Source organism: Streptococcus orisratti DSM 15617 (assembly GCF_000380105.1).
Lineage (GTDB): Bacteria > Bacillota > Bacilli > Lactobacillales > Streptococcaceae > Streptococcus > Streptococcus orisratti.
Map to the genome: position 1 here is coordinate 1 of NZ_KB904466.1, position 12,252 is coordinate 12,252.

Here is a 12,252-nt window from a genome sequence, read left to right on the forward strand (position 1 = left end):
CTAAAATTGACCCTGAGAACGTCATCCAATCCCCTCGATTACTAGATAAATAATCGCTAGTTTTATCAAAAAATAATTTCAAAATAGAAAGGAACTTGTCCCATCCCAAATTCCAGATAGCTAGAACTTACTTTGAGACGTCTCAGAGCCAGTAACTTTAGTGTACCCTTTTTTTCAACATTTTCAAGCCCAAAACACCCTTGAATCTGCATTTTAGGCAAAAACAGAACTTAGTCNGAGACTAAATTCTGTTGGTTTTATGCAGTTTTCTCAGAGTAACTTCTGGAAGGATGGGAACTAGAACTTACTTTGAGAATTTACCAATTTTTTCAGACCAATTTTTTCAGACCCAAAAGAAGTCAGTCACTCTGCTATCTTATCTAATATCTTTAGTGCCTCTTGAGGCGACAAACATACCTGAACCTTCTTTCCATATTGTTTTAAATTCTTCAAGAGCATTGATCTGTCTCTGTTGAATTGCCTATGCCAACGCAAAAATTGTCCTAAAGCTGCAAAATCAGGAAAAACATGATAAGACTCTTTCCCACTCCTCTGTCTAAACCATCTCACCAGCAGACGTTTCAGTCTAACCCTTGAAGGAACATCTAAAAAGATAAACACATCGGCCTTGTCAAAACTTTCCTGTAGAACCTTGCGTGGAGAACCTTCAACAATCCAATTATCTTGAGCTAAAATTGCTTGGAACAAAGCATCCCTATCTTCAGCACTTCGTTTATAATCCCCCGAATCATCCCGAACCCAAACAATATCATCCTTTTCATAGTGGGGAATCCGATAATAGTCACTTAATTTCCTAGCTAGAGTCGTCTTCCCAGCACCAACTGAACCAATAATATCAATCTTCATTTTAAACATCCTTACCAGTAAATTAAAAAAATTTTCCCAAAATCTTGAATTTAACGGTCAAAAAGTGGTTAAATGCACAAAAACCCTTGATATCTCAAGGGTTTAAAAAGCTTAAAAAGGAGAGGAGGGGATTCGAACCCCCGAGCCCCGTTAAGGACTACACGCTTTCCAAGCGTGCGCACTCGGCCACTATGCGACCTCTCCAAGATAAAAGTTGGCAAACCAACTTTTCCATTGTAACATGCTTTTTCAAAGTTGACCACTAAAATGTTGCTTCAACTCGATAGATAACTTGCCCTTTATTTGAAAATTTTTCTTCGTACTCGGTCATGACATTTCCTTCAAAATCACTGGCGTGCAAATCTAGCCAGACCTGTTTAAGAGCCATGCCATACTGAGAAAAACTGACCAAACTGTATTCAAATAAGCCACGATTATCCGTTTTAAAGTGAATCTCACCATGTTCAGGTAATATTTTTTTATATGTGTCCAAAAAAGATTTATAGGTCAAGCGGCGTTTTTCATGCTTTTTCTTTGGCCAAGGATCTGAAAAATTCAGATACAGGAGGTCTACTTCGCCATCAGTAAAATAATTAGTCAGGGCTGAACCATCAACCAAAAGCAGCCTGATGTTAGGCGCTTGACTTTCTAGAACCTTATCCAAGGCATAGCTAAGCACTGACACCTGGATATCAATTCCGATGTAGTTGATATTTAGATTTTTCAAAGCCATCCCTGTGATGAAAGCACCTTTCCCAGAACCAACTTCAATATGGATAGGATTGTCATTACCAAAAATGTCATGCCAACGTCCCTTAGCTTCTTCAGGATTTAAAATGACATAGTGTGGGTTATTTTCTAGGTGCTCCTCGGCACCCTTACGTTTTCTAACTCGCATTATTTCTTTCTAACGATTTCTCTAAATTTACGCAAACCATAGATTTCTTGATTGACGTGTTCCATATCACGCTTATCAAAACAATTCAAAATTTGGGAAAGGTAAGAAAATTGACCATACCAGGCAATTTTTTCTCGCACTTTCTCATTGTCCTTATAACCATAATAAGCCAACCACTCATGCCATCGGGAGTAGGGAATATAGTGGCTCAACAAATAAGCCACATCATACATGCGGTCAGTTAGGCGTACCGAATCCCAGTCCACCAAATAAATCATACCACTGGTTGTAATCACCCAATTGCTATGCTTAATATCTCCGTGCACAATGGTAGCAACCTCAGAACGAAAAGGCGGCAAACTGCGTTTAAGTTCCTTTACAATGGATTGGAGATAGGTATTTTCTCGAATTTGTAAAGGTGCGTTATTTTCCCAAGCAAGCAGTAAATCGTAAGGATTTTCAATCTTGTAATTGAGTTGCAAGAGTTGGTTAACTAATGGTTTTGAAGTGTGCAAACGTTGCAAAATATGGGCAACTTGCTTACTCCCCATATCTTCACGTGTCAAAATACGACCATCTAGCCATTCCTGTGCGCTCATGGTATCTCCATTACCCAAGCGCTTCGACCACAAAAGTTGCGGAGCAATTTGTTCCTTGGCAAGGGCTGGCAAAATGGGAGTTGTGTTGACTTTGACAAAGATACGCTCACCACTTGTATAAGTTCCTATATAAGCCTTGCCGCTTTTTCCTCTTAAGGGGGTCAGTGTGAAATCTTGTTCGGATGCTGTCACCTCGCCACCCTCCTTTTCTCAATGAATCATTTAGTCTATTTTACTTGTTTTACAGAGCTTAGTCAATCATCGTCTTTATTTTGTAAGGAAGATACAATTTTGTAATAATTAAAATGGCCACAATCAAAATGACCCCAGCCTGCCATGACAAGGTCAAAAATAGTTGAAACACAGCCAGCAAGTAAAGCAACTTTTCCAAAAAAGACTGTAAATTTTTGACTTTAGTTTCTCCAGAGATTGGATAAAGTTTTACCAAATACTGGTAATCAAAATGATGATGGAGCGCTAGCAATTGAAAAATCAAAAGATAATCAAAGGTCAGCGTTAAACCTATCGCAATGAGACGGTTAGACACAAAAATCAAAGCCAGAACACTTAGCAGAAATAGACGCAAGGTTAGAGCTAGATAATCTGAACTCCGTAAAAAGGCACGAAGGTAGAGATTGGACCACAGTTTGGCAGAATTTTTTTTGACAATAGCTAAGAAACCATCCAAATACGATCGCCTTTTAACACTACTTGAGATACCTTTCACATTGGTGAAAAGTGAATAAAATTTGAGAATAGACTGTTTGCGCCTCATTTCGTAGGCAATAGCCCTATCCCAAGCTAGACGCCCATCATCAAAAAATACTCTCGATTTAGCTTGCATAATAAAGTATTTGACAATTAACAAAATCCCTACCGCAATGATAAAACCTATAACCGATAAACCTAATTGAAAGAAAATTGGAGCTAACAGCACAAGAACAACTGTCTGCAACATTCCCCAAATCACAAAAGAACGAACCTTAGCTCGACCAATCCAAACTGTAAGTTCTGCTTCTTTGGTCAAGAGAAACTGTTTGTCAGCCGGTTCCAAGTAAGAAGCAATTTGCCCCACACTCAGCAGCACAGCTATTGTCACCACTAAAATAACAATAATCGGAAAATGATTACTTGGAAAGTTTTTCAATAGACTACTATATTGAAACATGAGAAATCCCATGAAAAAAACCAAAACCAGCACAAAATGATCATTAAGGACATAGCGTAAATATTTTAGGCATTGATTAATAAAAGCAGAGCGACGTTTTTGAAAAAGCTTTGTCATATTAAACCTCTTTCGTCAAAGCCATATAGATATCGTTGAGACTAGCCGTGCTGTCAGCAAATGTTTTCTGTAATTCTTCCAAAGTCCCAACTGCCCGCACCTGACCTTGATGTAAAATCACAAAACGATCACACATTTTCTCTGCAGAATCCAAAACATGGGTTGACATCAAGATTGACTTGCCTTTAGCCTTCTCCTCAGCTAATAAATCTGTCAAATCTGCAATCGCCAAAGGATCCAAGCCGAGAAAAGGCTCATCAATGATAAATAAACTAGGATCAACAATAAAGGCACAAATAATCATAACCTTCTGCTTCATTCCCTTAGAGAAATTGATAGGAAACCACTCCAACTTATCGGATAGACGGAAGATTTGTAATAACTTTTCAGAACGCACTAAGGCCTCATCTACAGGAATATCATAGGCCATTGCCACTGTTTCGATATGCTCACGCAGAGTTAATTCTTCATAAAGACTTGGTGTCTCAGGAATGAAACCTATCTTTTTGCGATAGTCAGCCTGATTTTGAGAAAGGCTCAGCCCATCTATGCTAATCTGACCTTGATAAGGCTGCAATAAACCAATGATTTCATTAATAGTCGTTGATTTTCCAGCACCATTAAGCCCAATCAAACCGACCAATTCTCCATCAGCCACCTCAAAGGAAATATTTTTTAAAACAGGGATATTAACATAACCACCTGTTACATTTTCAATTTTTAACATAAGTATCTCACCATTTTTTTGATATAATAATTATAACAAAATCAAAGAATTATAGGTGCTTCAAATGGAAAATTGTATTTTTTGTAATATTATTGCTGGTGAAATCCCATCATGTAAAGTTTACGAAGACGACCAAGTTTTAGCTTTCTTAGATATTTCACAAACCACAAAAGGTCATACCTTACTGGTTCCAAAAGAGCATGTCCGTAATGTTCTTGAAATGTCAGAAGATACTGCTGCTACACTTTTTGCTCGCTTACCAAAGCTCGCCCGTGCCCTCAAAAAAGCAACTGGGGCGCCAGCCATGAATATCATCAATAACAATGAAGAATTAGCTGGCCAAACAGTCTTTCACGCCCACATCCACCTCGTGCCACGCTACCATGACAATGATGGCATTGAGATAAAATACACCACATATGAGCCTGATTTTGAAGTCCTTGGAAAAATGGCAGAGCAGATCTCTCGCGAGGTTCAATCATGAAATTAAAATCTTTTATCACACTTAGTCTCTTAGGCTATGCTGGCTATCAAGCATATAGATATCGCGATCAGATTACTGAAACTATCCAAGATTTTTTAGAACGCAAAGACAATATTAGCTCTGATCTAGACAATATCAGACGCAACCTAGACATTATTAACCAAGAAAAAAATAACATCCAACAAATCAGTCAGGACTTATCTTATAAGTTTAGGGTTTTTGGTAAAGAAACTCAAGCACATCTTGATGAAATCAACCGTATCACATCAAAATATAAACAAGTCAAGTAAAATATGATACATCTTATACTCATTTAAAATCAAAATTAGCTATCTACTAATCAAATTGAATATAGAGAATTTCAATTTTGAAGTTTTCGAAAAGAGAATGGCTAGTCAAAATCTATGATTCCCAATCTGAACTTAGATATTGATTATAGATTACTTTTCGTCTATACTTGGGGGGAAACACAATGTGGTATTTACACATCCACTTTGTGTGAGATAAACTATGTGCCTTTTGTGCCATATTTTGCTCCTTTCGCTTTACATTAGGCTTGAACACCTTTATTGTATCGCGTTTGGAGTTTTTTGGTATAACCAGCGATGCGCACCCGCATAGCGGGTGGTTTATTTGTTTCGCACCTGCGGAGCGAAACGGACTGAAAGTCACATAAAACAAAAAAATTGAGCAAACTGTTTTGTTGCAGTTTGCTCAATCTTTTTCTGTCTGATTTTTATTTATTATTGATAGCCATAAGTTTGATAAGTCTGATCTGTATAGCCTTGATCATAAGTCTGATTGTAACTATCTGTTCCAGAGTAGGTAGCATCAGCAGCTCCAGTATCATATCCTCCATAATCGCCATAGAGATTTTCATATAAAACGGCTGTTGTTTTCAATTCTTCACTCTTGGTCAAATCAAGTTCTGACTTAATTATATTTTGAATTTCTAGCAAATGCTCTGATGTCACGAGCTGATAAGAAGTTCCGTTTATCATCGCATCCTCACCTTTTAACTGGTAGGTTTCAATTTTTTTCAAAGCATCTTGGTAGCCTAAAAGATTAGGAATTGTTTTGGACGATATTTCAATATTAGTCTGCATGTTTTTGCTGACAGCTGATAAAATTTTTCGGTAAGAACTGATACTATCCAAAGCAAGTATTTTTTTCAGCACTTTTTGAATAACTTCGCGCTGACGTTTTTGACGACCGTAGTCCCCTTCTGGATCATCATATCTCATTCGAGCATAGACTAAGGCCTGCTCTCCATTAATATGATGTGTCCCAGGTTCAACCGTTGCTTCATACTCTGGCTCATGTTCTGATATAGAGATAGGGAAGTCGAAAGAATTAGTAACAGTGATTCCATCCACAGCATCAACAAGGTCAACTAAACCTTGCATATTGATTTGCATGTAATAATCGATATCAATATCTAATAAGTTTTGAACCGTCATAATGGCCATTTGAGCTCCGCCTGAAGCATAAGCAGCATTCAGCTTAGCTTCAACACCATTCATATCATTATCTTCAGAACCGGTTAAGTTTATCAAAATGTCACGTTCCAAACTTGTCATAGTCGTTTTTTGGGTTTTAGGATTGACTGTTACCAAAATCATGGAATCGCTATTGCCTTCCCATTTTGATTTTCGCTCAGATGAACCTGTGTCAACTCCCATCAAAAGGATAGAAAAAGGTTTAGTCTGTTGAATAGCCTGACTGTCAGTATCCGATGTCTTATAATTCTTAAAGGTTTTTGACAACTCGCTTGTTGAAAAATTATAGGCATTTGTGACATAAACTCCAATTGCAACTACGGTTGTTAGTAAAATCGCCCCAAGCATGAGAACTATTTTTTTTCCAATTTTCATTATTCTAAATCAATCTATCAGTTTCCCCATTAGGCAAACATCTAGAAACTCTCCATCCTTTGTTTTTACTCCACGTTTTTTTAAACCTTCAATTTCAAAACCAAATTTTTGATAGATATGAATAGCCCTTTTATTGCGTTTTTGAACAGTAAGTTCTAAGCGACGAATAGTGTTACTGTGCTCAGCCCAATCTAAGGCTGCCTCCATGAGCATCTGTCCCAAACCATAGCCCCAATAATCTTTTGAGACTGCTAAAAAGACTTCACCAATATGACTTACTTGCGAAGAAGATTCCGCGGAAACATTTAACACACCAACAATTTCTTGACCAATACGTGCTACCAAACAAATCTGATTGTCAGATAACTGGTGATCTTGGATGAACTGAGCAAGAGTCCTCTCAGTCATAAGCGACTTGTCATCATTGCTCGTCAAAAAATCTGTTTCCGTTTCAACCTGTTTGATAAGGTTAAGCAAACCAGAAGCATCCTCAGCTTCTGCTTCGTAAACTAGCACTTCCCGCTCAGCCATTTTGCAAATCCTCTAAAAGCTCCTGACTGCGTGTGCCATGTGCATCGAACCTCACCTGACGACCATCAATATCTCGCTCTATAAAGACCTCCAAATAGTCATCTAGCAAGTCTGAACTAAGCAGTTTCCCCCACTCAATCACAGTTACACCTGCACCATACAGGAAATCATCCAAATCAATAGAATCTGGATCGTCACCAATACGATAAACATCCAAGTGATACAGTGGTAATCGCCCCTCATATTCACGAACAATGGTATAGGTTGGGCTCTTAATCATTTGTGAGATTCCTAGGCTTTTGGCAATTCCCTTAGTTAAGGTTGTCTTGCCAGCACCAAGGTCACCCGTTAAAACTAGAACATCACCTGCGATCAGTTTTTTGCCGATTTGCTCACCAATGGCAATCAGCTCTAACTCATTTCGACTATAATACATGGCAACATTATACCAAAAAATATCTCACCTTCCAAGCAAGACCCGAAAGTCATCAGATTAAAATTATTAAAAAAACTGGGAAAACCCAGTTTTAATGCTAGCAATCTTATAAAATTGCTAGACTGATAAAGTTTAAAATAAACAAGATATCCAAGATCCAAAGAATTCCATGCACATCTTTTGCTTGACCCTTGACAATTTTAACAACAGTATAAGTCAAGAAACCTGCTGCAATACCGTAGGTAATACTATAAGTGAAGCCCATAAAAATCGAAGTGAAGAACGCTGGAACAGCTTCTGCCATATCGTCCCATGTGATATTCTTAAGATTTGAAAGCATCATCACACCAACAATGATAAGAATCGGTGCAGTTGCTTGCGTTGGCACAATGGAAACTAGCGGGCTAAAGAAACTTGAAATGGCAAAGAGTACCGCAACAACCAAGGCTGTCAGACCAGTGCGTCCTCCCGCACCAATACCAGCAGCTGATTCAACATAAGTTGTTACATTTGATGTTCCTGCCACAGCTCCGACTGTAGTAGCAATCAAATCGGAATACAAAGCCTTATCCAAAGCCTTAGACTCATGGTTGTCACCTGTTGTTGCAATGATACCAACCTTTTCACCAGTACCAATCAAGGTTCCGATAGTATCAAAAATATCTGTCAAAGAGAAAGCAAGGATTGCCATCAATACACCAGGAATACGTGACACCTCTGCAAAAAGCGAACCTAGACCTTGGCTACCGAGTGCTACACCAAAAATGGATTTCAAATCACCAAATGAAGCAAATAAGTTTGTAGCTGCCCAGTTAACACTTCCAAGATCTACAACTCCCATGAAAATACCAATAACAGTCGTTGCTGCAATTGAAAGGATGACGCCACCACGAATCCCCTTAATAATAAAGACGATAGTAATCAAGAGACCGATTAAAGCAAGGATAACTCCTGGATTATTAAATGCTACCAAGCCGGGGGTTGCAGAAGAATTGGCAGTAATTGAAGCCAAACCTTTCGCTGCACCTTTACCAGCTACCGTATAAGTTCCTGGGTCAACCGAAAATTTCAAGAAACCTGCATTTTTAATGCCAACATAAGCAAGAAAAATTCCAATACCAGCTGAGATAGCTGATTTCAATGTTGCTGGGATAGATTCAATGATCATTTTCCGAACTTTTGTAACTGTGATAATCAATGAAATCACACCACAAATGAACACCATGGCCAAAGCTTCTTGCCAAGTGTAACCTAAAGCAAAAACAACCGTATAAGTAAAGAAAGCATTCAATCCCATACCCGGCGCTTGAGCATACGGTAGATTTGCATAAAAGGCCATCATTAAGGTCCCTACAACAGCACCAATAATCGTAGCTAAGAAAACACCTTGAGCAGGCATCCCAGTTTGAGCGAGCATTGATGGATTAACAAACAGGATGTATGACATTGCAAAGAAGGTGGTCAAACCTGCTGTGACTTCTGTACGAACATCTGTACCATGCTCTTTCAATTTAAAAAACTTTTCCATGAAAGTTTAAGTCTCCTTACAACATTAAATTATTCGGATTTGTATTATTTCCCGAACGACTTAACCATTTTATCAAAACATCGTTCACTTTTCAAGAGACTTATTTTGAATTTTATTGTCTAAAAAGACTAGGCAAAGCATCTGAATAAAGGTAAATCCTAACACAAAATGCAAGGCATCCCAGCTAACAACCTCTACAAGTTCATGAATAACAGTCATCGGACGAGTTGCAATATCCCAAGAATTCAATCTAGCATAGCGTCCGATATGAATGGCAAAACTTGACACAAAAGATAAGCCACCAATGAAGAGGAGTCTGAGAATATAAGAATTTAGGCGCAGTACCCCCGTTATCAAATTAAAACTTTCAATCCCACAAAGCACTCCAAATAGAATACTCGAAACATATAAAAGATACAAGATAAGACTCTGTTTGTCCCAAAGAACAGTACTCGTGAAATGCATATGAACAATATCTGTCAACATATAGAAAGTATTTGGATAAAAAAAGAGCCACATACCTCCAGCTAATACTCGTAACAGTTTCTTTTTAATCACTACCGTAATAACAGCAAAATCTAAGGCAATTAGCGCTAAAACCATATTCCAAATCAAATCTGGACCAGATAAATTGTAATAGCGAATACCAAAAGCTATGACTAAAAAGAAGAGATGGATAAGACTTAACTTTTTGAACATCAGTTTTCCTCCTCACTAATTGACACTTATTATAACAAAAATTTCTTAAGCTTTCCTGATTAAAGAATGCGCAAGTCGCTTCTTAAAAAGGTCTTCATCTATCTTCAACAATAAAAAAGAAATTCTCAAACGAAGAGAATTTCCGTATAAGAATAGTTATATTACAATTCTATTCATCCCCCAACAACAATAGAAGCATCACCTGAATAGCTGTCATACCAAAGATAAAGGGAACATTAGCAAGCGAGATGCTCGAAACTAGTTCGTTGGTGAAATTAATCGGACTGGCCAGTAAATCACCACGACTCAAGGTGGTTACACGCCCGACATGTAAAATAAAAGTGGCTATCAAAGCGATAATTGGCATCAAAACCATCTGAACATAAATATTCAACTTAAAACTCTTCATAATCAAATGAACGCTCAGAGTTCCGGCAACCAAAGCAAAGACCAAACTTCCCAAATAAGCCATGAAAGGTCTCATTGCAGCATCAGTCCATATAGCTTCGCCGCCCCAAGAAACCTCAGCAACACTTAACAAACTCGCAACAGTTGAAGGATAGAAAAAACACCAAACTGGCAAAGCAAGCACCTTAAATAAATTGTTTTTCGAGTAGTAAGCCAAAAAGCCCATCTCCAAAGTCACTAAGGCAAAAATCGTATTTTTCATAATGCCATCAACAGACGGATTGTATTGCCAAATGCTAAAAAGAATTATCAAAACAAATAGGTGACTAAAAATAATTTTGTGCATTTCAACTAAAAACCTCTCCACATTCTCAGATTTCATTATATCATACTATTTCGTCTAAAGATAAGCCAGTCATTCAAAAATTAGTAATAGGATAATTCTAAAATGACGTTAGCCACTTAGGGTATGAAAAAACATCTCAGAGAGATGTGATATAGTCACCACAACGAGATGCGCTAAATTGGAAGAATGGTTAGCATAAGGTTTCACAGGCCCAAAAGACTGATTCAACTACCTAAACTTAAAGGAACAATATGAAGATGAAAACCTTGATTATAGCTTTTCAAAACGAGAGATCATCATTATCACTCGTGAGGATGGCTTCCCAAATCTTGATGAAGCACTAAAAAATTATCTTGACCTTGTTGCCCAACTAGATGATCTGGACAAAGAACAAGCTAATTACTACCGTAAGCATTTGGTTTAGAAAGTGGTGTAAGGTATGATGGAACAGATAGTGCAAACTTTTTTGACTATCGCTGTTTTATTATTTGCTATCAGCTTTTAAAGGCTGTTTCAGGGGAGAATAAATCTAGTTTTTCATTTTGAGTCACTAGATTTTTAGATTATCCTACAACGATAATAATAATCCCTTCAAAAAGTAGGAACAATAAAGGCAGCAGTTTTTGTTTTTTCATGTGAAATACCTCACTTTTATTTTTTCCCTATTTTATGCTAAAATGTTATAAAATAAAAAATATTCCCATATATGCGTAACAGAGGAGAAAAATGAAAAAATTTGGAGAATCGCGAGGATTAAAGTTAAAAGATGTCGCAAAGGCTGGTATATCAACATCCCAGCTATCTCGATTTGAAAAAGGAGAGACTGATTTAACCATTTCTAAGTTCATGCTTATCTTAGATGAAATCAACATGCCGATTGAAGAATTTATGTATGCGGTTCATGATTTTCATCGTGATGAATTAAATGAACTCTTATCAAAGGTTCGCCATTTTGTATCTAATCATGATATTGAGGGATTGAAAAGATTACTCTATTCCCAAATGGAGTCAGATCCTAAGCAGGAGAAATTTCATAAACTTAATATCGTTTTATTAAAAATTCGTTTACAAGATTTATCAGGAGAATCTTATTATTCTAGTGATGATTTATCTTATCTAACCGATTATCTTTTTAGTGTTGAATATTGGGGGTATTATGAATTATTGATTTTCATGAATACTTTAGATGTCCTAAAACATGATGTTTTCATGGTTTTAGCAAGAGAGATGTCTAGGCGTTCTGACTTTTACAAAGAGATTCCAAAGAATAGACGATTGATTTCAACGATGCTATTAAATGGATATATCACATGTGTTGAAAGAGAAAAATTTATGGATGCCTTATATTTTGAAAAACAGTTAAACCAATGCTTTTTTATCGAAATAGAAGTATATGAACGCTTGGTATTCCAATACGCACAATATCTCTATCGTTACAAAAAGGAGAAGGATTGTAAAGCAATTATTGCAATGAGAAAATGTATTGCAGCTATGAAATTAGTAGAAAGTAATCACTTAGCACAGACTTATGAAGGACATTTAAAAAAAGTTTTAGAAGAAAATAGCTAGT

General features: G+C 37.2%; 14 protein-coding genes, 1 tRNA gene and 2 pseudogenes. 4 read left to right on the plus strand and 13 right to left on the minus strand.

Annotation, left to right across the window (positions count from 1 at the left end; all coding sequences use genetic code 11):
- Positions 1-363: 363 nt before the first annotated feature.
- From A3I7_RS0105455 to A3I7_RS0105480, 6 genes are all read right to left on the minus strand, one after another.
- Positions 364-867 carry an AAA family ATPase gene (locus A3I7_RS0105455; protein WP_018375774.1) on the minus strand — a complete coding sequence of 168 codons (504 nt, stop codon included), beginning with the start codon at positions 865-867 and terminating at the stop codon, positions 364-366.
- Between the two features lie 117 nt (positions 868-984).
- Positions 985-1,071: transfer RNA gene (locus tag A3I7_RS0105460), tRNA-Ser, on the minus strand.
- Positions 1,072-1,129: 58 nt separating this feature from the next.
- A complete protein-coding gene (gene trmB / locus A3I7_RS0105465) occupies positions 1,130-1,765 on the minus strand; it encodes a tRNA (guanosine(46)-N7)-methyltransferase TrmB (RefSeq protein ID WP_018375775.1) in 636 nt (211 codons plus the stop codon).
- On the minus strand, positions 1,765-2,556 hold the full coding sequence (gene ccrZ / locus A3I7_RS0105470) for a cell cycle regulator CcrZ (RefSeq protein ID WP_018375776.1): 792 nt from the start codon (positions 2,554-2,556) through the stop codon (positions 1,765-1,767). The genes trmB and ccrZ overlap by 1 nt, the downstream gene beginning before the upstream one ends.
- A gap of 58 nt (positions 2,557-2,614) precedes the next feature.
- Positions 2,615-3,649 (minus strand): ABC transporter permease, encoded by a 1,035-nt coding sequence (locus tag A3I7_RS0105475; protein ID WP_018375777.1) that lies wholly within the window; start codon positions 3,647-3,649, stop codon positions 2,615-2,617.
- Between the two features lies 1 nt (position 3,650).
- Positions 3,651-4,376, minus strand: a complete 726-nt coding sequence (locus A3I7_RS0105480) for an ABC transporter ATP-binding protein (protein ID WP_018375778.1) — start codon at positions 4,374-4,376, stop codon at positions 3,651-3,653.
- A 64-nt stretch (positions 4,377-4,440) separates the two neighbouring features.
- Between A3I7_RS0105480 and A3I7_RS0105485 the strand changes: the two genes are divergently transcribed.
- Complete coding sequence (locus A3I7_RS0105485) at positions 4,441-4,860, plus strand: HIT family protein (protein ID WP_018375779.1); 420 nt, start codon at positions 4,441-4,443, stop codon at positions 4,858-4,860.
- Positions 4,857-5,150: a hypothetical protein gene (locus tag A3I7_RS0105490; RefSeq protein ID WP_018375780.1), complete on the plus strand. Its 294-nt coding sequence runs from the start codon at positions 4,857-4,859 to the stop codon at positions 5,148-5,150. The genes A3I7_RS0105485 and A3I7_RS0105490 overlap by 4 nt, the downstream gene beginning before the upstream one ends.
- A 139-nt stretch (positions 5,151-5,289) precedes the next feature.
- On the opposite strand, the pseudogene A3I7_RS13630 reads toward A3I7_RS0105490, so the two are convergent.
- The 7 genes and pseudogenes from A3I7_RS13630 to A3I7_RS0105520 form a co-directional block, all read right to left on the minus strand.
- Positions 5,290-5,388 (minus strand): annotated as a pseudogene (locus A3I7_RS13630) (IS200/IS605 family transposase); the annotation flags it as partial.
- Between the two features lie 215 nt (positions 5,389-5,603).
- A complete protein-coding gene (lytR, locus tag A3I7_RS0105495) occupies positions 5,604-6,734 on the minus strand; it encodes a glycopolymer--peptidoglycan transferase LytR (protein ID WP_018375781.1) in 1,131 nt (376 codons plus the stop codon).
- 9 nt (positions 6,735-6,743) lie between these two features.
- Positions 6,744-7,265 (minus strand): GNAT family N-acetyltransferase, encoded by a 522-nt coding sequence (locus tag A3I7_RS0105500; protein WP_018375782.1) that lies wholly within the window; start codon positions 7,263-7,265, stop codon positions 6,744-6,746.
- Entirely contained in the window at positions 7,258-7,701 is a 444-nt protein-coding gene (gene tsaE, locus A3I7_RS0105505) for a tRNA (adenosine(37)-N6)-threonylcarbamoyltransferase complex ATPase subunit type 1 TsaE (RefSeq protein ID WP_018375783.1), read from the minus strand. The genes A3I7_RS0105500 and tsaE overlap by 8 nt, the downstream gene beginning before the upstream one ends.
- Positions 7,702-7,807: 106 nt before the next feature.
- Complete coding sequence (locus tag A3I7_RS0105510) at positions 7,808-9,229, minus strand: NCS2 family permease (protein ID WP_018375784.1); 1,422 nt, start codon at positions 9,227-9,229, stop codon at positions 7,808-7,810.
- Between the two features lie 84 nt (positions 9,230-9,313).
- Entirely contained in the window at positions 9,314-9,928 is a 615-nt protein-coding gene (locus tag A3I7_RS0105515; RefSeq protein WP_018375785.1) for a DUF1361 domain-containing protein, read from the minus strand.
- Between the two features lie 169 nt (positions 9,929-10,097).
- Positions 10,098-10,682 carry a DUF1361 domain-containing protein gene (locus tag A3I7_RS0105520; protein ID WP_018375786.1) on the minus strand — a complete coding sequence of 195 codons (585 nt, stop codon included), beginning with the start codon at positions 10,680-10,682 and terminating at the stop codon, positions 10,098-10,100.
- Between the two features lie 151 nt (positions 10,683-10,833).
- Here A3I7_RS0105520 and A3I7_RS14290 point away from each other — a divergent pair.
- Positions 10,834-11,106 (plus strand): annotated as a pseudogene (locus A3I7_RS14290) (DUF5962 family protein).
- A gap of 302 nt (positions 11,107-11,408) precedes the next feature.
- A complete protein-coding gene (locus A3I7_RS0105525; protein ID WP_018375787.1) occupies positions 11,409-12,251 on the plus strand; it encodes an Rgg/GadR/MutR family transcriptional regulator in 843 nt (280 codons plus the stop codon).
- Position 12,252: the final 1 nt, after the last annotated feature.